26 protein-coding genes are annotated in these 26,150 nt (G+C 41.0%); 14 read left to right on the top strand and 12 right to left on the bottom strand.

Annotation, left to right across the window (positions count from 1 at the left end; all coding sequences use genetic code 11):
• Nucleotides 1-46: 46 nt before the first annotated feature.
• Nucleotides 47-349 carry a helix-turn-helix domain-containing protein gene (locus tag DNL43_RS06360; RefSeq protein ID WP_054769171.1) on the top strand — a complete coding sequence of 101 codons (303 nt, stop codon included), beginning with the start codon at nt 47-49 and terminating at the stop codon, nt 347-349.
• Nucleotides 350-536: 187 nt separating this feature from the next.
• Here the strand turns inward: DNL43_RS06360 and DNL43_RS06365 are convergent, their stop codons facing one another.
• Together DNL43_RS06365 and DNL43_RS06370 are read right to left on the bottom strand one after the other, a co-directional pair.
• Nucleotides 537-884: a type II toxin-antitoxin system RelE/ParE family toxin gene (locus DNL43_RS06365; protein ID WP_056981272.1), complete on the bottom strand. Its 348-nt coding sequence runs from the start codon at nt 882-884 to the stop codon at nt 537-539.
• Nucleotides 881-1,147, bottom strand: a complete 267-nt coding sequence (locus tag DNL43_RS06370) for a type II toxin-antitoxin system prevent-host-death family antitoxin (RefSeq protein WP_054769170.1) — start codon at nt 1,145-1,147, stop codon at nt 881-883. Before DNL43_RS06370 ends, DNL43_RS06365 begins: the two co-directional genes overlap by 4 nt.
• Before the next feature lie 170 nt (nt 1,148-1,317).
• Between DNL43_RS06370 and DNL43_RS06375 the strand changes: the two genes are divergently transcribed.
• From DNL43_RS06375 to DNL43_RS06400, 6 genes are all read left to right on the top strand, one after another.
• Nucleotides 1,318-2,364, top strand: a complete 1,047-nt coding sequence (locus DNL43_RS06375) for an LLM class flavin-dependent oxidoreductase (RefSeq protein WP_056981322.1) — start codon at nt 1,318-1,320, stop codon at nt 2,362-2,364.
• 2 nt (nt 2,365-2,366) lie between these two features.
• Nucleotides 2,367-3,047, top strand: coding sequence for an NADPH-dependent F420 reductase (locus tag DNL43_RS06380; RefSeq protein WP_054769169.1), 681 nt, complete (start codon nt 2,367-2,369; stop codon nt 3,045-3,047).
• Between the two features lie 258 nt (nt 3,048-3,305).
• Nucleotides 3,306-3,515 (top strand): hypothetical protein, encoded by a 210-nt coding sequence (locus DNL43_RS06385; RefSeq protein ID WP_109249162.1) that lies wholly within the window; start codon nt 3,306-3,308, stop codon nt 3,513-3,515.
• Between the two features lie 75 nt (nt 3,516-3,590).
• Nucleotides 3,591-4,559: an IS30 family transposase gene (locus tag DNL43_RS06390; protein WP_054769923.1), complete on the top strand. Its 969-nt coding sequence runs from the start codon at nt 3,591-3,593 to the stop codon at nt 4,557-4,559.
• Nucleotides 4,560-4,567: 8 nt separating this feature from the next.
• The gene (locus DNL43_RS06395; protein WP_225439223.1) at nt 4,568-5,617 is read left to right on the top strand and encodes an MFS transporter; all 1,050 of its coding nucleotides are present in this window, start codon (nt 4,568-4,570) and stop codon (nt 5,615-5,617) included.
• 441 nt (nt 5,618-6,058) lie between these two features.
• On the top strand, nt 6,059-6,364 hold the full coding sequence (locus DNL43_RS06400; RefSeq protein WP_054769167.1) for a hypothetical protein: 306 nt from the start codon (nt 6,059-6,061) through the stop codon (nt 6,362-6,364).
• An 88-nt stretch (nt 6,365-6,452) separates the two neighbouring features.
• On the opposite strand, the gene DNL43_RS06405 is transcribed toward DNL43_RS06400, so the two are convergent.
• Genes DNL43_RS06405 through DNL43_RS06415 form a run of 3 tightly spaced genes read right to left on the bottom strand, consistent with a single transcriptional unit; the run spans nt 6,453 to nt 8,980 of the window.
• The gene (locus DNL43_RS06405) at nt 6,453-7,241 is read right to left on the bottom strand and encodes an ABC transporter permease (protein WP_225366625.1); all 789 of its coding nucleotides are present in this window, start codon (nt 7,239-7,241) and stop codon (nt 6,453-6,455) included.
• A 45-nt stretch (nt 7,242-7,286) separates the two neighbouring features.
• The gene (locus DNL43_RS06410) at nt 7,287-8,057 is read right to left on the bottom strand and encodes an ABC transporter permease (protein ID WP_082619694.1); all 771 of its coding nucleotides are present in this window, start codon (nt 8,055-8,057) and stop codon (nt 7,287-7,289) included.
• Entirely contained in the window at nt 8,057-8,980 is a 924-nt protein-coding gene (locus tag DNL43_RS06415; RefSeq protein WP_056981276.1) for an ABC transporter ATP-binding protein, read from the bottom strand. The genes DNL43_RS06410 and DNL43_RS06415 overlap by 1 nt, the downstream gene beginning before the upstream one ends.
• A 148-nt stretch (nt 8,981-9,128) precedes the next feature.
• Between DNL43_RS06415 and DNL43_RS06420 the strand changes: the two genes are divergently transcribed.
• Genes DNL43_RS06420 through DNL43_RS06430 form a run of 3 tightly spaced genes read left to right on the top strand, consistent with a single transcriptional unit; the run spans nt 9,129 to nt 11,229 of the window.
• Nucleotides 9,129-9,809, top strand: a complete 681-nt coding sequence (locus DNL43_RS06420) for a response regulator transcription factor (RefSeq protein WP_056981278.1) — start codon at nt 9,129-9,131, stop codon at nt 9,807-9,809.
• Nucleotides 9,810-9,823: 14 nt separating this feature from the next.
• Complete coding sequence (locus tag DNL43_RS06425; RefSeq protein ID WP_056981280.1) at nt 9,824-10,720, top strand: sensor histidine kinase; 897 nt, start codon at nt 9,824-9,826, stop codon at nt 10,718-10,720.
• Nucleotides 10,721-10,779: 59 nt separating this feature from the next.
• The gene (locus DNL43_RS06430; protein ID WP_054769164.1) at nt 10,780-11,229 is read left to right on the top strand and encodes an HIT family protein; all 450 of its coding nucleotides are present in this window, start codon (nt 10,780-10,782) and stop codon (nt 11,227-11,229) included.
• Nucleotides 11,230-11,900: 671 nt separating this feature from the next.
• Here the strand turns inward: DNL43_RS06430 and gndA are convergent.
• Nucleotides 11,901-13,334: an NADP-dependent phosphogluconate dehydrogenase gene (gene gndA / locus DNL43_RS06435; RefSeq protein WP_056981281.1), complete on the bottom strand. Its 1,434-nt coding sequence runs from the start codon at nt 13,332-13,334 to the stop codon at nt 11,901-11,903.
• Between the two features lie 324 nt (nt 13,335-13,658).
• The gene (gene zwf / locus DNL43_RS06440; RefSeq protein ID WP_095344858.1) at nt 13,659-15,137 is read right to left on the bottom strand and encodes a glucose-6-phosphate dehydrogenase; all 1,479 of its coding nucleotides are present in this window, start codon (nt 15,135-15,137) and stop codon (nt 13,659-13,661) included.
• Nucleotides 15,138-15,416: 279 nt separating this feature from the next.
• Here zwf and DNL43_RS06445 point away from each other — a divergent pair, with 279 nt between their 5' ends.
• From DNL43_RS06445 to DNL43_RS06455, 3 genes are all read left to right on the top strand, one after another.
• Entirely contained in the window at nt 15,417-16,142 is a 726-nt protein-coding gene (locus DNL43_RS06445; RefSeq protein WP_054769162.1) for an Ig-like domain-containing protein, read from the top strand.
• Nucleotides 16,143-16,280: 138 nt separating this feature from the next.
• On the top strand, nt 16,281-16,892 hold the full coding sequence (locus tag DNL43_RS06450; RefSeq protein ID WP_054769161.1) for a sugar O-acetyltransferase: 612 nt from the start codon (nt 16,281-16,283) through the stop codon (nt 16,890-16,892).
• A 103-nt stretch (nt 16,893-16,995) separates the two neighbouring features.
• A complete protein-coding gene (locus tag DNL43_RS06455) occupies nt 16,996-18,174 on the top strand; it encodes an MDR family MFS transporter (protein WP_056981283.1) in 1,179 nt (392 codons plus the stop codon).
• A 77-nt stretch (nt 18,175-18,251) separates the two neighbouring features.
• Here the strand turns inward: DNL43_RS06455 and nrdI are convergent, their stop codons facing one another.
• The 3 genes from nrdI to DNL43_RS06470 all read right to left on the bottom strand — a co-directional run bounded on the left by nrdI (nt 18,252) and on the right by DNL43_RS06470 (nt 23,423).
• Complete coding sequence (gene nrdI / locus DNL43_RS06460; RefSeq protein ID WP_056981285.1) at nt 18,252-18,701, bottom strand: class Ib ribonucleoside-diphosphate reductase assembly flavoprotein NrdI; 450 nt, start codon at nt 18,699-18,701, stop codon at nt 18,252-18,254.
• Nucleotides 18,702-18,781: 80 nt separating this feature from the next.
• Entirely contained in the window at nt 18,782-21,898 is a 3,117-nt protein-coding gene (locus DNL43_RS06465) for a YfhO family protein (protein WP_082619696.1), read from the bottom strand.
• Between the two features lie 124 nt (nt 21,899-22,022).
• Nucleotides 22,023-23,423 carry a hemolysin family protein gene (locus DNL43_RS06470; RefSeq protein ID WP_156645037.1) on the bottom strand — a complete coding sequence of 467 codons (1,401 nt, stop codon included), beginning with the start codon at nt 23,421-23,423 and terminating at the stop codon, nt 22,023-22,025.
• Nucleotides 23,424-23,609: 186 nt separating this feature from the next.
• Between DNL43_RS06470 and DNL43_RS06475 the strand changes: the two genes are divergently transcribed.
• Nucleotides 23,610-23,975 carry a hypothetical protein gene (locus DNL43_RS06475; RefSeq protein ID WP_056981287.1) on the top strand — a complete coding sequence of 122 codons (366 nt, stop codon included), beginning with the start codon at nt 23,610-23,612 and terminating at the stop codon, nt 23,973-23,975.
• A gap of 145 nt (nt 23,976-24,120) precedes the next feature.
• Here the strand turns inward: DNL43_RS06475 and DNL43_RS06480 are convergent, their stop codons facing one another.
• Both DNL43_RS06480 and DNL43_RS06485 read right to left on the bottom strand, forming a co-directional pair.
• Nucleotides 24,121-25,053: an AEC family transporter gene (locus tag DNL43_RS06480; RefSeq protein ID WP_054769158.1), complete on the bottom strand. Its 933-nt coding sequence runs from the start codon at nt 25,051-25,053 to the stop codon at nt 24,121-24,123.
• Nucleotides 25,054-25,136: 83 nt separating this feature from the next.
• Nucleotides 25,137-25,976, bottom strand: a complete 840-nt coding sequence (locus DNL43_RS06485; protein WP_054769157.1) for an aldo/keto reductase — start codon at nt 25,974-25,976, stop codon at nt 25,137-25,139.
• Between the last annotated feature and the right edge of the window lie 174 nt (nt 25,977-26,150).

Here is a 26,150-nt window from a genome sequence, read left to right on the forward strand (position 1 = left end):
CGGAACCTGATCCATAAATACATTAAAAAGATGAGGAGGGGAAGTAATGGTTGATAAAGAACTACTTGAAAGTATTGAAGCGCTTAATAAATTTGATCATGGGGATGATTCTGACGTTGAAGTTCAGAAAGTTTCCTTGGAAGTTCCGAGGACTCGGCCGAGTGATATTAAAGAGCTCAGGAAAAGAGAAAATCTTACCCAACAGTCACTGGCTGCTTTCCTGGGAGTTTCAGTCCGGACAGTTCAGGGATGGGAGATTGGTAAAAGTAAGCCAAACGGATCTGCACGCCGACTGATTCAGTTGTTGGGGAAGAATCCTGATCTCATAAATGCAATTTATGTAAATTGATAAAATGGCTGCTCGGGAGCTGCAGGACGCGATTAAAGAAGCGATCGGGTAACTTTTCTGGTCAAATCTGAAAATTGGCAAAAGGCCGTCGGAAAACAAGTATATTCAGGTTAAACGCAATCAATCATGTAAGTTAAGAGTCACACAAAAATCTCTCAGCAGTTGCTGGGAGATTTTTGTAAATGCATCATTTTTTCGATTTATAATCAACCAGATATTTAGTCAATCGAACAGTAACATCTTGGCGGTTATCCAAAATGCGGAGGATATTAATTGATGATTTTTTATCGTCAATTTCATATAAAATTGAGTTTCTGGGAGTCCTAAGACAGTAAACCCCAGCTAAACTAATTTCTCCTATGATCCTTTCTATTGGTTTACCAGCCTTCGAAATTTTTTTCAAATTATCAAGTTGATTAAAAATGTTTGATAATATTTTGTCACTGACAGATCTGTCAAATTGATTATCCAGATACGTCGTTATTGATTTTAGATCATTTAGGGCATCATCATAAAGATTTAAAGAATACGTCATCGGTCCATGATTTCCTTTTCAACATCTTTTAGTGAATGCAAGGAGCCCTTGCGTGCGTGGTCAACAATCTGGATTAACTCATTAGCTACTTGTTCTTGTTCAAACTTTTCGAATTCATCAATATCAACAATTGCATACTTACCATAGCCATTTTTAGTTAGAATGACAGGATTGTCGGGCGTTACTTCCTCTAAAAGTTTATTATATGAACGCAGCTCAGAAATGGGCTTAATATTTTTAATGCCAAAATTTGGGGTTTTCATATTTCCACCTCCAGATGCAAGTATACCGGCAGTGCTGCAAATTTGCAACGGGAGATGATCGAGCCTCTTGAAGCAAAATCATCAGCCATTTTAGTTGCTTTTTACCGTCAATTACTATAGTCTGTTATCATACTTACAAAAGGTAAGCGACAGGAGGAAAAAGCATGAGCATGGTTGACGTAGATAAATTACAATTTGGACTGGAAACGTTTGGTGATATTGTTTCCGCTGAAGACGGTGAGCTTTTAACCGCCGGCCAATCAATTCGCCAAATCGTTAAAGAAGGCCAATTAGCCGACAAGTTGGGCGTTGATGTCTTCGGTGTCGGCGAACATCACCGTCCTGATTACAGTGTTTCAAGTCCGGAAATTGTTCTGGGCTCGATCGCATCGGTGACTGAACACATCAAGCTGGCCACAGCTGTTACTGTGTTGAGTTCCGATGATCCGGTTCGGGTATACGAACGGTTTGCCACTCTTGAGGGGTTATCCGAAGGCCGTGCACAAGTGATGCTTGGTCGTGGCTCGTTCACGGAATCCTTCCCGTTGTTTGGCTATGATTTAACCGACTATGATGATTTATTCAATGAAAAATTAGAGATGTACAGTCAACTGATCAAAGAAAAGCCGATCACTTGGCATGGTAAATTTACCCAATCCCTTAAAGATCAAGATGTTTATCCAAAGACGGATTATAACGGCATCGAAACTTATATCGGAATTGGCGGATCACCAGAATCGATTATCCGAACTGCCAGATATGGCTACAAGGTCATCTTGGCAATCATCGGTGGGCAGGCTGACCGCTTCGTACCGTACTTGAACTTATACAAAAAAGCAGCCGAAAAATATAATATGCCGGTTCAACCCGTTGCCGTTCACTCCCATGGTTTTATCGCCGATGATGAGGACGAAGCTGTTGAAGTTGCTTGGAAGAACATCAAGGCCAATTTTGACCGCATCGGGTTAACTCGAGGCTGGGCACCGATGAGCCGTGAGCAGTTCGATGGTGAAACTAAGGTGGGTTCCTTCTACGTTGGTAATCCGGAACACGTTGCTCAAAGAATGGCTCGGACTATCAATTTGATGAACTTGGGCCGCTTTGACCTTGTGTATGGTGCAGGAAACCAAACTGCCGCTCAACGTGAACGCATGATCGAATTATACGGAACCAAAGTGATTCCTCGTGTTAAAGAAATCTTGTCCGAGGAGGACTAATCATGACAGAAATTAAAAATGTCGGCATTCTGGGTGCCGGAAAAGTAGGCATTGTGTTAGCCCAGTTGGCATTAAAGGCCGGTTATCACGTCCGGATTTCCGGATCGGGATCGGTTGAAAAGATTGCCATGACCATTGAGACTCTGGTGCCGGGTGCAACTCCAGCTACTAACCAAGGCGTGGTCGCCAAGAGTGATTTGATTATTTTGGCAATTCCACTGAGTCGATACAAGAACATCAAGTCGAAGCTGCTTAAAGGCAAATTGGTTATCGACGCCATGAACTACTGGTGGGAAACTGACGGCATTCGAGAAGAAGTCTTGGATCCATCGTCAACCTCTAGTGAGCAGGTTCAAAAGTATTTCAATAAGAGCACAGTGGTCAAAACTTTTAACCACATGGGCTACCATAACCTTCAAGAAGAGGCCAAGCCGGCCGGTGCCGAGAATCGTAAGGCACTATTTGTGACTGGTGATGACAAAGCAGCCGTTGATCAAGTGGCTAAATTTGTGGATACCATGGGCTTTGACACCGTGGTTCACTATGATATCGCTGATGGCATTATGACTGAGCCTGGCAGTGAATTGTTTGGTGCCAGTTTGACCAAAGCTGATCTGCAGAATGTGATTAATCATTTTGATGAGACTGATTTTGGGAAGAAGATTCAGGCGGAAGAAAAATAGATTGATGAGATTTACAAATAATACTAGAAATTAAAATAACCTCCCAAAGTTAAAGCGAGTACTTTAACTTTGGGAGGTTTTCCTTTCTTGGACAATAATGTTCGACTGGGATGGTTATAGATGGCAGATTTTGGTAAAATATTCTCAATGTTGGTTCCAAAAACGTAAACGAGTTAGTGAATAACTCCGATGGAACTAAAAGCTAAAGGATTAGATGATGAAGCTGTAATTATGGAGCTTCAAGGAAGGAGGTAAGGGATGAAAGAAAAGATAATGAAACTCCTAATTAAATTCATCTTGCTCACATCGTTATACAATGCGGCATTAGGAGTTTGGGGTGGCACAATCTACTTATTTATGAAACACATTCACTATACATATGCGGATATTAATATTTTTTTGGCTATTTTTGGGGTTGTGACTTTTTTTGCTGAGTTACCATCTGGAATTTTGGCACCCTGTTTGTAAAATTAAGTTAGAAATTTAAAAAGCCATTTGTGATAGACTTTTGAGTGTTGAAATCAAAAGAAAGGCTGATCACAAATGACCTATACTCATCTTACCATAGACGAACTCACTACAATTTATTCCTTTTGGAAGCTCAATAAAAAGGCTTACCGAGTAGCACCAGCACTCCACCGGAGTGCTGAAACCGTTTATCGCATCTATCGTTTTCTTGACGCTGGCGGTACGCTTATTGATTACCAACAACATTATCGACGGCACAAACAACATTGTGGGCGTAAGCCCATTCAACTAGCCCCTGATGAACTGGTTTATATCCAAGCCAAAATTCAAGCGGGGTGGCAACCAGATACAATTATTAATCGCCACGAACGTTCTTTTAGCTGCGGCGTACGAACCCTATATCGCATTTTCAAACATGATGCTTTTGGCTTGTTCGCCAAAGATTTACCCATGCATGGTCAGCGTCACCCTAATGGGTACGTTGAACGACGAGGAAAAGCTGGGCAATTGGGCAGAGATTTAAAAACCCGTTATCAGGACTATCCTAATTTTAAACGAGAATTCGGTCATTTAGAAGGCGACACGGTTCAAGGCAAAAACCATCAGGGTGCCGTAACCACACTGGTTGAACGGCAGACCAAGGTCGCAATTGTTTTGAATTCACATACCAAGTCATCACAAAACGTCAATCGTAGTTTAGCAGCCTGGTTGACGAAGCTGCCACGCCACTTGTTTAAGTCCATCACGTTTGATAATGGTAAGGAGTTCGCCGGTTGGCGAACGATTGCTAACCAGTTTGATTTAAATATTTACTTTGCCGCTGTAGGAGCACCCAATCAACGTGGGTTGAATGAAAACACCAACAACTTACTTCGTAAGGATGGGTTGCACCATGATCTCATCATGGACCAGCTATCAGATGAATTTGTCCAGGCTGTTGCTAGTCGACGGAACCATATTCCCAGAAAAAGTCTCAATTATCAAACACCACTTGAGGCATTCGTAAATCAAATCACTGATGAGCAGCTAAAATTTCTAACTTAATTTGACATTTGAAGGCAGATAAATTTGGCAGAATCAATGTGTTCATTTCGAGCTGCGTAACCAGAAGTATTGGATTGTTCTTTCTTTTCTTTGATACTGGAAATGGCTGGTTTCTTTGCATAAGTGGAATTTTGACGGCATTGGGAGATTCTTTGTATTCAGGCACACTTGACTCATGGTTTGTTGACAAAGCGAAGGTTATTAATCCAAATTACCAAATTGATCATGCGTTTTCACTAACAACATCACTTTCGACGGCAGTATCCTTGCTTACCGGATTTGTTGGGGCGCAATTTCTTGCAAATATTAATTTAGGATACCCAATATTAGCTGGGGCAATTTTACTTCTATGCCCAATCCCGTTTGCTTGGGGAGAAAGAAAATTCGAACATCCAGCTCAACTAAAATCTCAAAACTTTAGGCATGCCTTTAAAGCTAAACTACCTAATCTAAAATCAATCAAGGATATCGTCAGAAACAATAAAACCTTTTTCTGCTATAGTCTCGCCTTTTTGCCAATAACGTTAATTTCCACCGGCCCATATAATCAATGGCAGTTATTCTTTCAGCAAGGCCTTAAAACTGTCCAAACTGGATGGATATTAGTGGGTGTTAACCTGTTGGGGATATTTGGTGCGTATATTGCGGGCTATCTTTTAAAAATTAAAAGACAGATTGTTCTGTTAACGTGGTTGACTATTGTCAATGCCGGAACAATTATATTTGCCGCAACTGTTGGGCTCAAAATATTAGCAATTATGTTGTTCTTGATTCATGTATTATTTACATCCTCTGACGAAGTTGTGAGATATACAATATTACACCAACAAATTAGTGGATCCAAAAGAACAACGCTAATTTCACTTAACAACACTTTGAATGCCGCAGCAACGTTGCTTGTACTTGGCATCAATGGTTGGTTGTCGGACGTTTATTCTATTGGGGTTGCCTGGACAATTACAGCAATCCTTGGCCTTTTGCTGACCACGATGGGATACTTAATCATTTCTCGTATATTTAAGCAAAAGATGGCGGCAACGGCTGCTGATGATGGTTAGTTTTAAAATCACTTGGTTTTTTACCTGAGTTTACTGATTACTTTGAACCTGATAAAATTGTTTATACACAAAGGAGCCAGCCGCTTTTCGGACTATATTGCCGAAAGGGGGGCCGACTTTGTTGGATACCGACATTTGTCTGTAAAATACGACGATTGGTGGTGACTGGCACTAAACGAAACAAGTTGACATATTAGGAGTTGAAGTTGGTGAACAAGAAAACATTAGTAAATATCTTTGTTATTGTGATGGGGCTGTGGCTACTTGGATCATATTTTATTGAGCACAGATGGTTGGAGCTATTTGGATTGTTGATCATAATCATTTATGTGCTGGTAGTTATTAATAAGCACAAATAACGTTTCAAATTTTCTGATTACATATTAGATATACAAATTGAACATTCTTCTGGTTGGTATAATTTGCAAAGGAGATAATAACTTGAAAATCACGCAAAAGTTCACCGATAACATCACAAACCAATTTGGTGGTAAAACTTTGGCAAGATTGCCACTTCTACTTGGCTTTGTTACTTTACTTTCTCTCGGTCTGTATTTTGTTGATTCTCTCCAACATGTTGCATCAATTATTTTGGATATTTCATTGTTTGGATGGGCTGATTTGGTAGCGATTGTCCTTACCAGAAGGGGTTGGAATGTCTACATAAGTGTTTTGTTGTCGGCCATTTTCTTGGTTTTGGTGGGTGTGTTGGTTTATTTTGCGTTAGGATTGCTTACGGGTAATTAGTTGAGGGATGACAGGCATACACGCCATTTTCTTTCATAACTTAAAAGGCAGTAACCGCTGACTTTGCGGTCACTGCCTTTCATCAATATTAAAGCTCTTTCTCTCTCATTGATACCAATGACAAGACAATGCAAACACCTAAGAGAACCCCGCAAGTTGCGATATATGGTTCAAACTCTGAGATTGACAAGTTTCCAAGACTTACTTCGTTGCTGGCACCAAAGAAATCAATATATTTTAACCATTTCCAATTTGCCAGCATTCGAACCGTTGTGACACCTATCGGAAATACCACAATGAATATTGAACTAATAACGATTGAATTTGTGACCACTAGTATTAGAATCCCCATACTAAAAACAATGCTAATGAAGAAAGTGATGGTAATATCTGTTAACACAGAAGTGCTCAATAAGTTTGGCAATGATGCACCGAGAGACCTGCCAAGAATTAAGCTCATAATGATAGTAGTAAGAAAGTATGCGGTAATGGAAATAAAGATCGTAATTAATAGCGTAATATATTTTGATAGGATAAAGCTTGATCTTGAAATTCCGGATATTAATGTGTTCTTATATGTTTGCTGGCTAAACTCATAACCGATAGTAATGATAAATAGTCCGATGACCATATACATAAGAAGGCTGGCAGAAATTGTTAATCCTCGTATGCCATCCAGAATCGTCCAATTCGATCGAGCTAGACGATCAAGAGATTCTTCATTGCCGTTAGCCATAATACCACCGACAGTTTTTGTTTTGGTGATGAGTGCACTATATACAATGACTAAACCTAAGGTTACATAGAAACCAACTGAGTGGATCAGGCGATAAGTATCTGCCCTTAATTGATTGATCATATTTACATCTTCATTCATATATTGGAGTACTTTATTTTGAAAATTTGTGTTCTGATAATAAGGCTATAATTCCTTTTCTTTAATTGTCACCAATGACAATCCAATGCAGACCACCAAGATGATCCCACAGGTCAAGATGTAAGGGCCAAAATGAGAGGCTGTCAAAGTACCAACGGCGACTTTATTACTGGCACCGAAGAAATCAATATATTTTAACCAGTTCCATTTTACAAAAACATGCAGCATTGAAACAGCTAATGGAAAAAGAACAATGAAGACTGAACTGATGACGATGGAATTTGTCAGCATTAAAACCAAAATGGCAATACTGAAAACAATACTGATAAAAAACGATACTGCCAGAGTGGTGACCAAAGAAATGTTGATTAAATGAGGCCATGAGGCTCCAAGCTTTCGACCGAGAATCATGCTGGTAGCCAACACCGTGAGAAAGTACATAAAGATATTAATAAAAATGGTAAAGAGAAGCATGACATATTTTGCCATGATGAACTTAAATCGAGAAATCCCAGATACCAAGGTATTTTTATAAGTTTTCTGACTGAATTCATACCCGATGATGATCACAAATAGGCTCATAATGACATACATTAGGGCACTTGATGACATTGTTAATCCCCGGATGCTGTCCAGAATGGTCCAATTTGAATTGGCTAGATGGGCCAGTAGACTCTGGTCAGCATTCACCATAATACCACCAATGGATTTGGATTCGGTGATCAAGACACTGTAGCTAATCACCAGGAGCAATGTGATATAAAAGCCAATTGAGTGGGTTATGCGGTATGTGTCTGCTCTTAATTGATTGATCATTATTTTTCACCTTCATCTGTTTTCTTCATTAGTTGAGTATAATATTGTTCTAATGAGCCTTCTTGCTTGGTCATTCCGTTTAATGCGACACCATTCATGATCAACAATTGACTCAGGTTTCCTGTATTGAGATGGTTATCCTTTACGAAAATACTGTGGTCGTTTTGAATTGAGAAAGGTTTGACGTTTGAGGAGTCCAGAACTTCTGAAGCCTTTGCTACGTCGTCAACATCCAGAAGAATTCCCGATTCCTTTTCCTTATCCAGTTCTTCTTTGGTGACTTCTTTGATAAACTTGCCATGATGAATGAAGCCAAACTTTGTGGATACTTGGTATAATTCGGTCAGGATATGGCTAGAAATTAAAATGGTGGTTTGCTGTTCGTGGTTCAATTTATATAGTAACTTCCGGATCTCGATAATTCCTGATGGATCCAAGCCATTAATTGGTTCGTCCAAAATCAAAAAGTCGGGATGGGGTAAAATTGCAAATGCTAATCCAAGCCGTTGTTTCTGACCTAATGATAAGTGTTTTGCTTTTGTTTTCCGCTTCTTACTTAATCCGACAAACTCGATTGTGTCGTCGATAGCAGTTTTTGACTGAATGCCATTTTGTTTGGCAATTACCTTTAGGTTTTGAATCACTGTTAAGCTGTTGAATGCTGCAGGTGATTCAATCATTGCCCCAGTTCGTTTAAGGGCTTGTTGATAGTTGGAAGTTGATTCACCAAATAATGAAATTGATCCTGTTCGCAGTGGCGATATTTTGGTGATTAATTTCATGATGGTCGTTTTACCGGCACCATTTTCTCCAATGAGCCCATAGATATCTCCTCTCTTAATTTGAAAAGACACTGAGTCTAGAGCTTGGAATCGGCCAAATTTTTTACTCACATGATTAAAATCCAGAACTGTTTCGGTCATGGGTTGTTCCTCCTTGGTTGACTTAACTTATGATTTAATCATAAACTGCATATATTAATTCCGGACATAACAAATCCTTAATTAATCCTTAATTGTGGTGCCCAGCTTTTAAGGTTAAAATTAATACTGAATAAAGGGGTGCGAAAATATGGCGAATGCAAAAATTCTGGTTGTGGAAGACCATCAAGATGTCCGTGACTTGTTAAGTGATGTCTTAGCTGCAGACTATCAGATAGTCAAGGCAGTTGATGGCGTTAGTGCTTTGGCAAAATTTAATACTGAAAATCCCGATCTAGTTATTTTGGACTTAATGTTGCCACAGGTTACCGGTGAGAGTGTCTTAAAAACGATTCGCAAGACTTCAAATGTACCTGTATTAGTATTAACTGCAATCCAGGACAAGCAAAAAGTCGTTTCCCTCTTAAAGGAGGGTGCCAATGACTATCTCACCAAACCATTTGATATCGATGAATTAATTGCCAGAGTTCAGGTTCAATTGCGCCAACGGGCTACTGAACAGCCTAAGCAGACCAATTTGACCTATGACAATATTTCCTTGGACACAACAATTCATCGTGTTTATGTGAACGGTCAGGAATTAAGTTTACCCAAAAAAGAATTTGCAATCCTTCAATTATTCTTGGGTCACCCTAAGCAGGTCTTTACCAAAGAGAATTTGTACGAAACCGTGTGGGGTGAGCCTTATATGAACGCGGAGAATACTTTAAACGTTCATATCAGCAACCTGCGGAACAAGGTTAATGATTTGGCGGGAACCGGTAACAAATATATTATTTCAATTTGGGGAATTGGTGTGCGCTTTGTTTAGTCAGGAGTGATGAGATGACGCTATTTTTGATGATAATATGTATAATCCTGATCGGCATCATCGGTCTGATGGTTGTGGAAATTCGGCGAATTAATCGGGAACTGAGGTATATTAATTCCCATGATACCAATGCAGAGGTGACAACCAATACCGGTTGGCCACTTTTCAGTAAACTGGCCCAAGCCGTTAACTATAGCCTTAATAAGACCAGAACTGCGCGTATCAAGCAGATTGACCAGGAAAAGCAAATTAAGCAAATGCTGACCAACCTCACTCATGATATCAGAACGCCATTAACTGTGGCAATTGGCTATATACAGTTGCTGGATAAACAACGACATGACGATCAAAACAAAAAGGAATATCAACGAATTGAGAACAATCTCATGGAAGTTAATTATTATCTGCATTATCTAATGGATTTTAATTTGCTTCAAGAGAAGAATTCACAGTTATCCATTTCAGAAGTGAATATTTCTGAAACCTTGGAGAAAGAATTATTTGATTACTATGATGACCTCACTGCCAAGGGGCTTCAGGTGGCAATTGATATCCGACCGAACGTCACGATTCGAACAGATAAAACCTTGCTGGAACGAGTCTTTCAGAACCTGATCAGTAACATCTTAAAATATGCTGATAAACAGGTGACTATTTCACTCCAGGAGAAGGATGAGAATCATTTTGAAATTGTTTTTAAGAATCAAACACCAGCCGTATTTAAATTGGATAGTAAATTAACGGACCGGTTTGTAACTGCTGATGCCAGCCGGACTAATCAGAGTGTTGGGTTAGGATTAGATATTGTTCGATCTTTAGTTACGACATTGGGTGGCAAGTTCAGTGTTAATTCTGAAGATGATCAATATGTTGCTGTGCTCACATTCAGATATAAAGAGTTGCAAAGTTAATGAAGATAAGAAAGTACAAGATTTGGCAGTGATCGGCTATAGCAGACAGGAGATAAAATATGCACAATTGGCGGGAAAATCGAATTGCATCAGCAATCAACGGAACTAATCCCATGGTAATGGCCGAACTTCCTGGCGGATTTGCAGTTTTTGGTGATACCCAGTTTTTACCTGGATATTCAGTATTGTTGCCCAAAAGGCAAGTGGCATCTTTAAATGATTTATCAATTGAGCAAAGAACGGTCTTTCTCCGTGACATGAGTATTTTGGGGGATGCCGTGCTTAAGGCCACTGGTGCTCTGCGAGTTAACTACGATATTTTAGGCAATACTGACAACTTTTTGCATGCCCATGTTTTTCCGAGATATCAGACAGAAGCACCTGAACGACTGAAAAAGCCCGTTTGGTTGTATAGTCCGGATTATTGGTATGATGATACATACGCGTACGATCCTCAGCGAGATGATGAATTGCGAAATAAGATAACCGACATTTTAAGCAACAAATAAATAGCCGGGATGAGCCGATTGTTGCAGGTTCACACATAAATAATGTGGAAACGCAAAAAAGCTGAAACAAAAGTTTAGACTTTTGGTCAGCCTCTTTAAAATATTCTATGGTTTTGAAAAATTCGGCTGCTTTTGAGGACAGCTCCAACCCATCTGATTCTTCCGCTTAACCGATAAAAGACCATAACCGCAAAATCAGCGATTATGGTCTTTTATCAATTAATGCTCAAAAATTGATTGGCATTTTTAATTATATTCCGGAACATGTTGCTTTTGAGGACAGCTCCGACGGCCGGCGGAACGCCTGCCTAGCCTACTTGGCGACAACCCTGTCCCCGGGTTTCGTCGCTCACTACTGTTCCTCATTCTCAAAACATATGGATTATAAGTTTGTCGCTTGACCATTTCCTAGCCGAAATGTGCCATTTAAGCCAGCTTTCTCCGCTTAACCGATAAAAGACCATAACCACAAAACCAGCGATTATGGTCTTTTATCAATTAATGCTCAAAAAATTGATTGGCATTTTTAGTTATATTCCGGAACATGCTGCTTTTGAGGACAGCTCCGACGGGCCTGACGCTAACTTCTAAGTCAAAACTGATTTAAATCCAAACCCGGGATTTTAATCAGTTCTGCCTTAGAAACCGCGTCACCCAGCCCTCGTCGCTCACTACTGTTCTTTATACCAAGTATAATGGAAGCTGCCTGGACGGTCGACACGTTCGTATGTGTGGGCACCGAAGTAGTCACGTTGTGCTTGCAACAAGTTTGCAGGAACAACTTCTGAACGATATGAATCGTAGTATGATACGGCGGCTGCCAATGATGGTACTGGTACACCGGCCTTTGTTGCCAATGCTACGACATCACGTGCTGATTCTTGATACTTCTTTGCAATATCAGTGAAGTATGGGTCAAGAAGCAGGTTTTGCAAATCTGGGTTCTTGTCGTAGGCGTCGGTAATGTTTTGAAGGAAGCGGGCACGAATAATGCATCCGGCTCTCCAAATCTTGGCCATTTCGCCTAACTTGATGTTCCACTTGTATTGTTGTGAAGCAGCTTTCAATTGGTCAAAGCCTTGAGCGTAACTCATAACTTTACCAAAGTAGAGGGCTTCACGAACCTTTTCAACAATTTCTTTCTTATCAAAGTCAACTTTGCCTTCTGGCTTAGGAAGAACCTTTGATGCTGCAACACGATCTTTCTTGAACATTGAAATGAATCGTGCGTAAACAGCTTCAGTAATAACTGATTGATCGATACCAACTTCAAGGGCATCTTGTGAGCTCCACTTACCAGTACCTTTGTTGGCACCACGGTCGAGGATCATATCAACGATTGGCTTGCTCTTGTCAGCACCAATATCATCTTTATGAGTCAAAATGTCAGCGGTAATTTCAATCAGGTAACTGTCAAGTTCACCTTTGTTCCAGTCTTTAAAGATGTCAGCTAATTCATCAACTGAGTAACCGGCAAGGTTTCTTAAAATGTTATAACTTTCGTCAATTAACTCTTCATCACCATATTCGATACCGTTGTGAACCATCTTGACATAGTGGCCGGCACCATTAGGCCCAATGTAGGTAACACATGGTTCGCCATCTGCAGGAGCCTTTGCGGCAATCTTCTTAAGAATTGGTTCTACTAAATCATATGCTTCTTTTTGGCCACCTGGCATCAATGATGGACCTTGTAAGGCACCAAGTTCACCACCGGAAACACCCATTCCGATAAAGTTGATTCCTGATTTATCAAGACGGGCATTCCGAGCCATTGTATCGTGGAAGTTTGTGTTACCACCATCAATAAGGACATCGCCCTTATCGAGAAGTGGAAGTAATTCATCAATGACGGCATCGGTTGGTTTTCCAGCCTTAACCATCAAAATAATTCGACGAGGTGTTTCAAGTGATTTAACAAAATCTTCGATCTTGTAACTTGGAACAAGTTTCTTGTCTCCATGATCCTTCATAACTTTTTCAGTCTTGGAGCCGGTTCTGTTGAAGATTCCAACAGTGTAACCGCGGCTTTCGATGTTAAGGGCTAAGTTCTTACCCATAACAGCCATACCAACAACACCAATGTTTGCCTTTTGTTCAGCCATTTCAAAACCATCCTTTTCTATATAAGAATTACTACACACTAAGTTTACCATCTCACAAATTAAAAGTGAAACAAAAACCTGTTAGAACAGCAAGGGGAATTTGTTGAATGAAAGATTGTGAAAATGAAAAGTCATTTTCGTGTGAACGCTTTCAGAATTCAAAATGACACCACCTTAACAAGTAAAGGGATTAAATCATTTTTCCAAAATCAAATTTTATACCTGCATTTTCAAATAAATGGTAAAAATTTTCATCGAAATGATTTCAAAATAAAAAGCAGGTAGAAAACGAATGCTGTTTTCTACCTGCCCAATTATTTAAGATTACTTGTTTAATTTGTAAACCCATTCACGGTGGTCACGGGCAAGCAATTCATCGGCTGAAACTGGACCCATTGATCCTGGAATGTAGTTAGGGAACATAGGTTGTTGAATATCCCAAACACGACGGATTTGATCAACAAACTTCCAAGCATTGGCAACTTCTGGCCAGCTGGCGAAGTTTGTCCCATCGCCCTTCAAAACATCGTGGATTAAACGTTCATAAGGTTGTGGTGTTTCCTTGGTTCTCTTTGAATCTTCAAGGTATTGCAGTTGAACGGGTTCTGTATGGAATCCTTGTTCACTGTTCTTAGCGTTAACCATCAATGAGAAGCCTTGGTTAGGCTCGATGAAGATGGTCAAAACGTTGGCGTTAAGTGGTGCGCTTCCACTTTGTGGGAAGGCGAAGATATCAACCAACGGCTTCTTGAAGACAACATCGACACGAGTGAACTTATCGGCAAGCTTCTTACCGGTTCTGATGTAGAACGGGGTGCCTGACCAACGGTAGTTATCAAATAATAATTTACCGGCAACAAAGGTTTCAGTATTTGAATCCTTTGGAACACCGTCTTCTTCACGGTATTCTTTGCCATTGCCAACAGCTGCGTATTGGCCACGGACGAAGTTGCTTGAAGCTTCGGCAACGTTGTAGACACGGAGACTACGCAGTGCCTTAACTTTTTCAGCACGGATATCAGTATCCTTGAAGGCAACTGGTTGTTCCATGGCAAGCAAGCTGACGATTTGCATGATATGGTTTTGAACCATGTCACGAAGGGCACCTGAGTTGTCATAGTATCCGGCACGCTCTTCAACACCCAGCTTTTCGGCAAGGGTAACTTGAATGTTGTCGATGTAACGGTTGTTCCAAAGAGCTTCGAAAATGGTGTTTCCAAAACGAATTGCTTCAATGTTTTGGATCATTTCCTTACCTAAGTAGTGGTCAATTCTGAAGATTTGGTTTTCTTCAAATGCATGACTCAGGTCATCGTTTAATTGTTTTGCGGATTCATAATCACGGCCGAATGGTTTTTCAATAACCAAGCGGTTAAAGCCACTGCCTTCTGATAGAAGGTGTTGAGCCTTAAGGTTTTTAGCAACTGTTCCAAAGAAATTAGGTGCCATTGAAATGTAGAACACACGGTTGCCATTTAATTGATACTTCTTATCAAGTTCATCTGCTTTATCTCTTAATGCAGAATAGTGTTGTAAATTAGTCACATCATGGGTAACAAAGTAGAAATGACTTGCAAAGTCCTCAATTTGTTTTTTGTTGGTTGATTCTTTAGAAACAGATTTTACAACCATCTCACGATATTTTTCATCATCAAATTTGTAACGGGAAGTCCCGATCACAGCAAAGTGATCACGAATGTTTCCTTTCTCGAAAAGCTTTAACATTGCAGGATAAAGTTTACGAGTGGCAAGGTCACCAGTTGCTCCAAAGAGCATAATCAAAGAACGTCTTTCAGTTGGCAAAATATTCACTCCTATCAAAATATTAACTAAGTAATATGGTACATGTCTATACCAGTTCCCCAACATTATATAACACATATTAACCCAACGAAAGCGAATTCATGATGTAAATGAATAAAATTTACAAGCATACCATTTTCATGATTATAACGTCAAAATATATGACTATTTCGTGACGGCTTTCTTAAGAAAAGGATAAATGGAGACTGTTTTGACGGCTTTTGGGCGCTTATCATTTATAATGAGTCTTGCAAAATAAAGATTAGGGAGCAATATCAAATGAAGAAATTTAAATTTATCGCGTTCTTCGCTGTCCTTGCATCATTCTTAATTGGGTTCAGTGTCAACGCTTCTGCAAGTTCTCCGTCACTCAAAGTCAATAATATTTACAGTACCTCAAAGGCTGTTACCGGAACTGCTACCAAAGGGGTTTCAATTATCGTTCGAAATACTAAAAAGACGACAATTGCCCGCTCCACTGCCAGCAGCACAACTGGTAAATTCAGTGCCGAACTGCATACCAACGTTAAAGCCAATCAAAAGCTTTACGTTTATGCCCGTAAGTCATCAACTTCATATTTCTACAGAATTATGACTGTTAAGACACCTAAGAGTTCTACTAATACGACAACCAACTCAAGTTCAAAATCATCAAGCAGCAAGATCAAGATTTCTGAACCTACCGGCCGTTGGCAATCAGGTAACAACAACGGTTACAGCGTTGTGACCAACTTCAGCCAAAAGGGTGGTTTGAATCAAGGCTTGTACAAGAATGGTAAGTTCCAGAAGAAGTTGATCAACTTCGCCAATTACAAAGTTACAACTTATTCAAAGACGTTCTGGGGAATCACTTATCGTGAACGTGGAAGCAAGACTTACCACAAGTTCTACTTAAGATTTACTGATAACACCCACTTCATTATTGTAAACAAAGCCAACCATGCGATTAAAGTGCAGTATGCTAATACACCACTTCATTACTACAAGTTTGCTTTGGTAAAATAATTCAAATCAGATTTCAAAAAGGCTTGGAGGTCATTTAATCTCCAAGCCTTTTTTGTTGGTCAAATGTCGAGAAGCACCCGCTGCTTTTATGATATGATGGCTGTATCGATAAAGTTCACGGAAACTGGAGGCAATTATATGAGCGAAGAAGAAAGAATGCTCTCTGGTAAATTGACTAACCCAAGAGACCCAAAGCTGGTTGAACGACAGCGATTGGCTCACCGTTTAACGAAGCTTTACAACGACACTTTTGATGATGAAACAGAAAAGCGGGCACGGCTGTTAAAGCAGTTGCTGCCCAATTCTTCTGATAAACTTTATTTTCAGGGTCCTATTTTTATTGATTATGGAACTCATATTAAAATTGGTGATCACTTTTATGGCAATACCAACATTACCTTTTTAGACAGCGGCCAAATTACGATTGGTGACAACGTCTTATTTGGACCCAACGTTACCTTGGTCACTCCCATGCATCCGCTTCGCTACCAGGATCGTAACTTTGTTGCGGATAATTCGTTGCCGGGTAAGGAATATACCAAACCAATCACCATTGAAAACAATTGTTGGCTTGCCAGCAACGTGACTGTCATTGGTGGGGTAACAATCGGCAATGGGTCGGTTATTGGTGCTGGCAGCGTTGTGACGCGTGACATTCCCGCAAATTCATTGGCTGTCGGCAATCCCTGCCGCGTCCTACGGCAAATTACCGATAGGGACGACATTCGATTACACAAAGAATTATTTTAATAATCATCTTGTTTTCGTATGGTTTATGCCCGTAATATGCGAAAATAGAGATAAATGATTCATGATTTAGTAACAACAATAAAGTGCTGAGGGGACTGATTAATTGATAAAGCAGCGAAGTGAAATTAGATTTAATTCTGTTATTGTTTATTCTTTGATTTTAAACGCAGGGGCTTCTTTTATGTGGCCATTGGTAACTGTGTATTTGCATAATTACCTCCATAAATCATTGACCCTGGCTGGACTGGTTTTACTTGCCATGTCCTGCTTTATGATGTTGGGGAATTACCTTGGTGGCTATTTGTTTGATCGCTGGTCGCCTTATAAAGCAACGATTATCAGTTCTTTAATCTCCACTTCGGCAATCTTTACATTAGTCTTTTTCCATGGCTGGCCGATGTTTGGAATTATGCTGCTGTCCGTGGGGTTCGGCGACGGGGCCTGTATGACGCTGCTAAATTCATACGCGGCAAGTATCAAGACCCGGTCAACCAGAGCGATCTTTAATATCCTCTATATTGGCCAGAACCTTGGAATTGTGATTGGAACATTGATGGTCGGATTCCTATTAAAGCACGGTATTACACTGGTGTTTACCGTGACTTCGGCCTTCTACGCGGCTTTGGTACTCCTCACCATTTTAGAGTTCAACGTTCATGTGGACCGTCGAGTTTCGACCAAGCCGGTTGAGCCGGGCGCACCTGTTGAAACCAAGGTTGGCGGCATTATCCTGGCAATCTGTAGTGTTGTGCTGTCGGTTTATCTGGCATACGCATTATGGGAAAGTGTCATTCCGGTTCATATGACCAATCTCCATATTCCATTTGAAAACTACAGTTTACTGTGGACATTAAATGGCTTGATGATTGTCATTGGCCAGCCGTTTGTTAACCGGATTGGCAGTCACTTTAAGCTGAGTACGCAAACCTACACCGGGGTGGCTATTTTTGCTGCTTCATTCATTTGGTTGATATTTGCCCGTGACTATACCGCATTCGTGTTGGTCATGATCATGACAACCATTGGCGAAATGATTGGTTTTCCTGGAATTCCTGCTTGGATCGACAGCTTGTCGACACCCAAGCAGCGGGGTAAATTTCAAGGGCTGTACAACCTGTTTATGTCCTGTGGCCGGGCTTTAGGACCACTGATCGGTGGGATGGTGCTTGATTACGCATCATACCGGGAGCTGTTCTCATTTGCGGCGGGACTGATTCTGGCTTGTGTGATTGCTTTGTGGATCATCAACCGCTTGAGGGTCAGGAATAGTTTGGCTTCCTGATTGACGAATTAAATAAATAAAACAAAAAGAGCAACTGACCAGATTATTTGGTCAGTTGCTCTTTGTCATTTAACGGCTTAACTTTTTGCTAACAGTTTGTAAATTCGTTCAACGTCTCGGCCGGTTCCTCTGAGTTCATAATCGGCAAGAAAGGGAACGTTGAATTGGGATGCATAACGTTTTGCAGTCAAGCAATACTGCTCGTTGAAATTCTTATTACCGCTGCCAACAATTCCGTGGCACAACTTGGAATTGTCATTGTAGGCGATGTATTCACCAAGCGCGTTAGTCATCAATTCTTTGACACCATTATCGATCCCATTGCCACCATCCAAGTAGGTTGGCACAAAGGCAAAGTAGGGGTCGGTTTCATCTGCGAAATCGGTTTGTTCGCTGATCTCTTTGGATTCAACAAGTGGATTGTCAGCATCCTGATCATGCATTCCGGCAGCGTAACTGGCCAGGTTTTTAACAAACGCACGGGTGTTACCTTCAATGGAAATGAACAGTATTTTTATTGGACTCAAGGTGGGCCTCCTCATAAATTTCATAATGATTTTGAATCTGTTACTCATTATCTTACCGATTGCGATTGGCGTTGGCAAGCTTAATCCGATGAATTCTTAGTGTGCTTTGGGGCATGTTTTCTTGGTGATTTCTTAGGGATGAATCTCCCAACAATTCCAACTATCAATAAGATGATAAATGCCAACCAGCTGATGCCTGACAACAGCTTACCGACTTTAATTCCCGGTGTTGTGTAGTCCAGCTTAATTCGATGAGTACCTGCTGGAAGATTGGCTCCAACAAATCCCTTGTTGACGACAAAGGTCTTCACAGGCTTACCGTCGATGGTCAACTTCCATCCGGTTGAGTAAGGAATTGATGTCACCATTGTGCCTGACTTCGAATTGTTGGTTGTGCCGCTTACGTGATTCTCATGGACTTTCAAGTTGGCAGGCTTGGTTTGCTTGAGCTTTTGCATTTGCTTGCCATATGACTTGTTAAACGGTACCGCGACCAGCTTAGCTGATTTGAATTTGATGTTTTTAACCTGGTTGAACTTCAGCAAAATGTTCTTTCGCTGGTGGGTTGAATAACCCAAATTCAACACGATGTTGCTGATTTGACGGTAATTGGAAAGGTTATTGTTATCGTATTGATTGTAGCCATTTTTGAAGCCTTTGGCAGTCGCGTTGAACAGATAACCGCCAAACGTTGGCTTCAATATGCTGTGACGATATTCATCCATTTTACCCATCTTGGAATACAGCTTATTATCAAGCAGGAATTTGTTAGCCATCCATTGTCTGTGCTCGGCTGGTGTGCCGTCGGTCTGCTTGATGCCTTTGAGTACCAGGAATAATTCCGCATTCTTGGTGGTCTTCGGCTTTTTAACTTTCAGAAGGTAATTAATCGGATTGCCGACAACGTCTGAAGTCATTTCTTTAAGACCATTGATGTTTTGATAATGGTTTGATTCAATGATGGATCGATTGGTTGCCAGAAGGTCTTTGGTCTTCTCCAAATTGGCACCGAGGCTGACTTGTTCATGCGGCTGGTCGACCAACTTGTCAGAGTTGGCTTTGTTGATGATTCCCAGTCGATATTTGGTTAATTGACGGCCATTATAGACAATCTTTGAAGTGTCCATTTTAACGGTGTAGTCGATGTTCTTCTTAGGTGAATGATATTTAAGCGGATGGGTATTGTCTTTAGAGTTGTCAACGACTGCTCCTTGAGTCATGACCCGTTCACGATCGACCTCACTCATCTTGTTATATGCAGACGGTGAAACGGTCTTGAATTGGGTATAAATAAGCGGCAGGGCGTTGTTTGACTTGTAAATGGTTGTTCCATGCATGTTCTCAATGGCCTGGACAGCGTTTGTCCTGGCTTTGGCAGGGAATACTTTGACTTGGCCATTCTTGTCGCGTACCGGCTTATATCCATAAGGAACAACCGGCGCCTTCTTGGTGTTGGCCTTGGCAAATACGTATTTGACACCCAACAGGTTATTGAAGGAAGTTCGATAGTCACCCTGAGCAATTGGCGTGTTCATTGAGAACTGGCTGTTGCCGACGGATTGAGAGAACTTGCCAAGATAACCGTTTTGAAGGGTTAGGTAAACAGCTGTGTCGTTAAGACCACTGTTGATTGGAAAGTCGGTATTGGTATTTGAATAGTTGGCTAAATTTTGAATGTGCGTATTGTAGTGGTAATGCGGATTCATCGATACTCTGAAGAATCCGGGCATCTTTTCCAAATACTTTTGGGCACCGCTGAAGTAGTCGTTGCTAAAGCGGGTAGCCAAGCCGCGGTTCAACTGCTGGAGCCCTAATTTACTGGAATGGGGACTATAAATCCCAATGATATTTGCGGATATATTCAACAGAAAGACGGTGGAAATCAAAACAACTTTGGTCGACTGTTTCCAGTTGAAAATCAAGCTGCACAGGATCACGATGACCGTCAGCAGCAAGAAGCCATAAACCACAAAGTCATGGGGCTGGAGATTCATCCAGAAGCCGCCCAGGGCCCAAACAAGCACGATTAGTCCAATTGAAGCACCACTAAACCAGGCAATATCTTTTTTGGTAAAGGTACCAATATGATCGACAAAGACCATTGTGCCAAATGCAAATAAGATGTTAACGAGGAACACCCAACGGTTTGAAGGTGTTGTGATGGCGTTCATGATGGCGCCAACAGCCGGAATCATGATTCCAATGAACATGGTAATGAGTGCCACGTTCTCCCATAGGTAATGTTTAAAGTGCCTCAACATGTAGACCATGCCAAGGTAGGACAAGCCGGAGATTCCGATCACCAGCCAGAAGTTCATTGCCCGGCCGGTTGGCAGAATGGCACTTGGAATATCCAGGTAATATTGCGGTGGGAAGAAAAGCATGCCATTGGCAAAGTTATCATTCAGCCGGGTTGATCCCATTGCTAGAATGATGGTTGGAATGAAGACAACCGCTGCCATTCCAAGACCAATCACCGCTGAAAGACCTAATTTGCCAAAAGATTTTAGAGGCTTAAAGTCACGCCATTTTCTCAAACTGAGCATTCTGATAATGACATAGGCAATTGAGCCGAATCCAAGAATCCAGGCAAAGTAGAAGTTGCTTAAAAATACCAGAAATACGGCAAACATGAGCGGCAGCCAAGACTTGTTGTGGAGAACCCGGTCAATTCCGTAGCACAGAAGTGGAAAGAAAATTAACGGCAGGATGAAGAATGGGTGATGCAAAGCGGTTGCTAAAGCATAGCCATTAAAAGCATATGCCAACGAACCGATAATCCGGCTGCTCTTTTTAAATTTATATGATGAAGAATACAGCATGAAGCTTAGACCAGAGACGTACATTCGCAGGAATACAAGAAAAGCGAAGGCATTCTCCATTTGATTCTTTGGAAATAAGACGATCAGGTAATTAAAGGCATCACCAATGACGTAATATGAAAGGTTGGTCAGTTGATCCGAGCCCAAACTGATATTCCATGCCCAGTGAGTGAAGCCACCACTAGGGTTGTGCAGGAATGAAATAATCATGTGCCGGAGCTGAAGCAGGATCGGATAATGTTGTGCCATCCCATCCAGTTCCCAAATCATTGATCTACCTGTTAAGTACAAGCAGCCGACTAAAACACAGATCAAAGCGGTAAACAGTACCGTGTATGTGATCCAAGCTGGTGTTTTTTGCCATAGCTTTTTCACTTATTAGCTCCCCCTTAGGAAATTGTTTGTGTCAAAACGCGACACTTTCTTAAATCGTTGCTATATGTAAAAAGACTGCTCGCAAAACAAATGTCTTGTCACAGTCTTATTGAAGTTTCAAAAATTAATCTTTTTCGTTATCATCGGTGTCGCCATCGGTTCTTGGCTTGTGCTTGGTAACTTCGAACCAATTGATAAATGAGTTTTCATAATCAATAATCTTGAAGTCGAAGTTCTCAAACGCAATGACATCGCCGGCTTTAATATCAGGGTAATTATCCAAGAAATACCCTGCCAAAGTTACGGCATCTGAATTAGTAAATTCAGGGAAGTCAGCATCGAAGTAACGCTCAAAGTCATGCGTGGTCAACTTTCCGTTAACCTGGTAACTACCATTAGGCTGCTTGAAAATGTAGTCGGTAATGGATGGATCGATTTCATCTCGAACAGTTCCGAACAACTCTTCGTAAATATCTTTATCAGTAATGATTCCTGACGTTCCACCATATTCATCGACAACCACAACAATTGGTGTTCGTTTCTTGATCATCTGGTGGAGAACATCGGTAATCGGCGTCATCTCAGGGGTTGTTGAAATATCTCTGAGTAAACGGTCGATCTTAATAGTTGGATCAACTTGGGATTGGCGAATCAAATCGTAGTTATATACATAACCCAGGATCTTATCTTTATCACCGTTGGCAACAACCGGAATCCGGCTGAACTTCTTTTGCAAATAAACCTGAACGGCTTGCTTAACGGTTGTCTTGATATCGATCACAATCAACTGAGCTCGGTCAATCATGATATCTTTGGCAACTTTATCGTTAAGCTGGAAGGCACGCTGCATGTACAAATAATCATTCTGTTCCAAAGCACCGCTCTTAACGGCGTTTCTGGAAAGACTCAAGATTTCCGCTTGAGAGAATGACTCATCGTTTTCATTGGCAACCTTCAAGCCCATCATCTTGACGATTCCATTGGCAGAAATATTGAGCAGCCAAACGAATGGGTAAAAGATGACGTGGAAGTAATGCAACGGTGTACTGATAAAGGAAAGTACCTGCATTGGCATATCGATACTGATGTTCTTTGGAACGATTTCTGTTAAAACCACTTCCAAATAAGTCAATAGGATAATACCGACAACAGCACCAACGGCATGAGCAGCCGTTGGATCGATTGGTGAGTTATGGATTTCCATAATGTCAACCAGAATTGTAACAACAAATGATTCACCCAAATAACCTAAGATGATACCTGCCAAGCTGACACCAACTTGGGTTGTTGAAAGATATTCATTTAGATTGGTAACCATGTGAAGCTGGCGATTAAGCTTTTTAATGCCCTTTGCCTGCTTGCCTTTTGTCTCAATAAGCTTCTTTTTGCGCTCGTCCAATGCACTCGGACGGGTCTGCACCAAAGCAAACTCACTTGCCACAAAGAAGGCAGCAAAGAAAAATGTAACTATGACAATAATTAGATTAGTCAGTATCTGGCTATCGTCCAAAATTCGATTCCTCATTTCGCAAAATGTGTACAGTAACAACAACAGTAATCTGCAATATACAGATTACTTTTCATTATACGCTCCAACCGGGTATTTTTTAAGTGATTTGAGATTTTATTGACTATTAATGGATGTTTTTCTTAACTTTTATTCCGAATCAGTGCTAGCATTAAGGTAGATCAAAATAAAGGGGATGTTATCATGGCTGAAAAAGTAAGAGAAAGTGCTGCTGAAAAGAAAGCCGATGCCGAAGAACGAGATAATGATAAAGACCTCAAATACACCGACGATCAAATTAAAAAAGCAGTTGATCTGATTAACGAAAAAGGATATGTCACTAAAAAGGATATTCCTGAAATGGACGACGATGACTGGTCAAAGGGATTCGCTGCCAAAATCGATGACGTATTCAAAGACAGCGACAAGGATCCATACATCTATTACGAAAAGTTTGACTATGCCGGTGGAGAAATCGACACAATCATTTGGAACATGGATGTTATCAAGACCCGTGACGATGCTTTGAAGAAGTTGGCCGAAGTCTTGAACAAAAAGATCGTTCGTTAATCTTTTAAATTAACCTTGCTTGGTAAATTTAACAATCCAGTTAAGATTGCGAGCTTTACCATACAAAAAGGCAGGACAGATAACGGTTCCCATTAATTGGGAACCGGTTACCTGTCCTGCTTTTTTATTTCAAACAAATTTGAATTTAAAATGCGGCCATTAAAGCAAACACAATTGGAATTGTCGCTAAACTTAAAATAGTCGATAAGCTCATTAAAGCCACTGCCGGGCTGGCATCGCCATAAGCCTGCAGGGTAAACAAAACGACAAGTCCGGCGGTTGGGCAGGCTGCCATTAAGACGGTTGTCGCCAGCGCAACTCCGGAAACCGAAAGCGCCTGAAGAATGAACATTGCCAGAATTGGAAACAGCAGGTTTCTAAGAAAAATTGCCAACCATAGATGCCAATCAATTAATTGTCGGGAAATTTTGATATTTCCCAGGCTGTTACCGATCACGATCATTGAAAGCGGCGTGTTGATTGAGCTGACGTAGTGAATGACCCGGTCAGCGGGGACCGGCATTTTAAAGGATGCCAGGAAAATGATCAGGCCGACAAAAATGGCAATGATGTTTGGATTGATGATGATTTCCCGGAAATTCTGCCAGTGGTCGGTTCCCTTATTGGATGTTTTAAATAATGAAACACCGTGGGTCCAGCTGAAGATGTTAAAGCCGGCAAGGGATGCAACGGCAAAGAAAACGCCGGCATTGCCAAACAGGGCACTGGTTAGTGGAATTCCCATGAATCCAGCGTTGGAATAGATACTGCCGTATTTGGTGATCCGCTGGAGGTTGATGTTACTGATTCTGCCAAACGAAAATTTGGCGATGATCATTTCAACTATGTAGAACAAAAAGATGCCGACACAGACCAGCATCAGTTGTTTCATCCGGCTGGCGGAGTAGTTTTGCTCAAATGCACCGATAATCAAACATGGCGAAACAATATATAGAAGAATATTGGTTAAGTCATTTGAAGTTTGGGTGTGCATGAACCCAACTTTGTTGATTAAAACACCGATTAACATTAAGACAAACATTAATATAATCTGATTCGTTAGTTGACCAAGGGCCATGCTGTCACTTCCAATTCAATTTGTGATTTTAGCTTAGTGAGTCATGATAATTTGCCTGTGTTTGGGCAAACCATCGTCCTGTCCTAATACTGTTTTCCTAATTCATATACGAGTTCCGGTTCGTTTCCAGTTCGCTGGTTCTTGTTCATGACGTCGATCATGCTCATCTCATCGTCGCTTAATTCAAAGTCCAGTTCGGTGTTTTCCTTGATTCGTTCCGGTGTCTTGGATTTTGGAATGATGGAGACGCCTCTTTGCAAGTCCCAACGCAAAATGATTTGGGCGGGCGTCTTGCCATGGTGTTTGGCCATTTTGGCGAGCATTGGGTTGTCCAAGACAATCCCTCTGCCAAGTGGACTCCACGCTTGAGTGACAATCGACATCTTCTTATCGAAGTCGATCATCGGCTGCTGCGTCAAATAAGGATGGGTTTCAATCTGATTGACGACCGGCATTTCGTCTGCCTGGGTTTTGAGTAATTCAAGCTGGGACCGGGTAAAGTTGCTGACACCAATTGATTTGGCTTTCCCCTGTTCTTTTAACTCTTCCATTGCTGACCATGTTTCAAAGAAGTGATCGGCAACCGGCCAATGAATGAGCAGTAAATCAACGTAATCGGTTCCCAATTGCTGAAGGGAAAAGTCGGTGCTGTTGATTGTTAAGTCGTGGCCCTGATTCATTTCGGTGACCTTATCGATGATAAAGACATCTTCTCTTCGGGCGACCTGCTTAATGGCATCTCCCAGCATTTTTTCGTTTCGATAGAGCTGAGCAGTATCAAACATCCGGTAACCACTGTCATATGCTGTGGCAATGGTCTGATTCATTAAGTCGGGATTGTCGATTTTGTAAGTTCCAAATCCGAGCTGAGGCATTTCATGCCCGTCGGCTAATTTATAGGTACTTTTATCTGGTTGAAACATATTAGTTCCCCCTTGCGAGTTAATTAAATTTATTTTAGCATACCCGCCAGCCAATGATTGACGATGGTTTCATTCAAAATCACTAAGAATCCTATAAACTTGGGTGAAAGATTTCAAATAAATGTGATTTTTTCCGTTTATTTTGTACAATTATGTTAAAGCGAGGTGTTAGAG

The organism is Lentilactobacillus kefiri, assembly GCF_009739535.1.
Lineage (GTDB): Bacteria > Bacillota > Bacilli > Lactobacillales > Lactobacillaceae > Lentilactobacillus > Lentilactobacillus kefiri.

Bases quoted from the DNA above. Each gene is read 5' to 3' on its own strand.
- DNL43_RS06420 (WP_056981278.1), top strand. From the start codon at position 9,129: ATGGCGAATGCAAAAATTCTGGTTGTGGAAGACCATCAAGATGTCCGT.
- DNL43_RS06445 (WP_054769162.1), top strand. From the start codon at position 15,417: ATGAAGAAATTTAAATTTATCGCGTTCTTCGCTGTCCTTGCATCATTC.
- DNL43_RS06405 (WP_225366625.1), bottom strand. From the start codon at position 7,241: ATGAATGAAGATGTAAATATGATCAATCAATTAAGGGCAGATACTTAT.
- DNL43_RS06430 (WP_054769164.1), top strand. From the start codon at position 10,780: ATGCACAATTGGCGGGAAAATCGAATTGCATCAGCAATCAACGGAACT.
- DNL43_RS06360 (WP_054769171.1), top strand. From the start codon at position 47: ATGGTTGATAAAGAACTACTTGAAAGTATTGAAGCGCTTAATAAATTT.
- DNL43_RS06475 (WP_056981287.1), top strand. From the start codon at position 23,610: ATGGCTGAAAAAGTAAGAGAAAGTGCTGCTGAAAAGAAAGCCGATGCC.
- DNL43_RS06425 (WP_056981280.1), top strand. From the start codon at position 9,824: ATGACGCTATTTTTGATGATAATATGTATAATCCTGATCGGCATCATC.
- gndA (WP_056981281.1), bottom strand. From the start codon at position 13,334: ATGGCTGAACAAAAGGCAAACATTGGTGTTGTTGGTATGGCTGTTATG.
- DNL43_RS06410 (WP_082619694.1), bottom strand. From the start codon at position 8,057: ATGATCAATCAATTAAGAGCAGACACATACCGCATAACCCACTCAATT.
- DNL43_RS06370 (WP_054769170.1), bottom strand. From the start codon at position 1,147: ATGAAAACCCCAAATTTTGGCATTAAAAATATTAAGCCCATTTCTGAG.
- DNL43_RS06415 (WP_056981276.1), bottom strand. From the start codon at position 8,980: ATGACCGAAACAGTTCTGGATTTTAATCATGTGAGTAAAAAATTTGGC.
- DNL43_RS06470 (WP_156645037.1), bottom strand. From the start codon at position 23,423: ATGAGGAATCGAATTTTGGACGATAGCCAGATACTGACTAATCTAATT.
- DNL43_RS06390 (WP_054769923.1), top strand. From the start codon at position 3,591: ATGACCTATACTCATCTTACCATAGACGAACTCACTACAATTTATTCC.
- DNL43_RS06480 (WP_054769158.1), bottom strand. From the start codon at position 25,053: ATGGCCCTTGGTCAACTAACGAATCAGATTATATTAATGTTTGTCTTA.
- DNL43_RS06375 (WP_056981322.1), top strand. From the start codon at position 1,318: ATGGTTGACGTAGATAAATTACAATTTGGACTGGAAACGTTTGGTGAT.
- DNL43_RS06485 (WP_054769157.1), bottom strand. From the start codon at position 25,976: ATGTTTCAACCAGATAAAAGTACCTATAAATTAGCCGACGGGCATGAA.
- DNL43_RS06385 (WP_109249162.1), top strand. From the start codon at position 3,306: ATGAAAGAAAAGATAATGAAACTCCTAATTAAATTCATCTTGCTCACA.
- DNL43_RS06365 (WP_056981272.1), bottom strand. From the start codon at position 884: ATGACGTATTCTTTAAATCTTTATGATGATGCCCTAAATGATCTAAAA.
- DNL43_RS06450 (WP_054769161.1), top strand. From the start codon at position 16,281: ATGAGCGAAGAAGAAAGAATGCTCTCTGGTAAATTGACTAACCCAAGA.
- DNL43_RS06380 (WP_054769169.1), top strand. From the start codon at position 2,367: ATGACAGAAATTAAAAATGTCGGCATTCTGGGTGCCGGAAAAGTAGGC.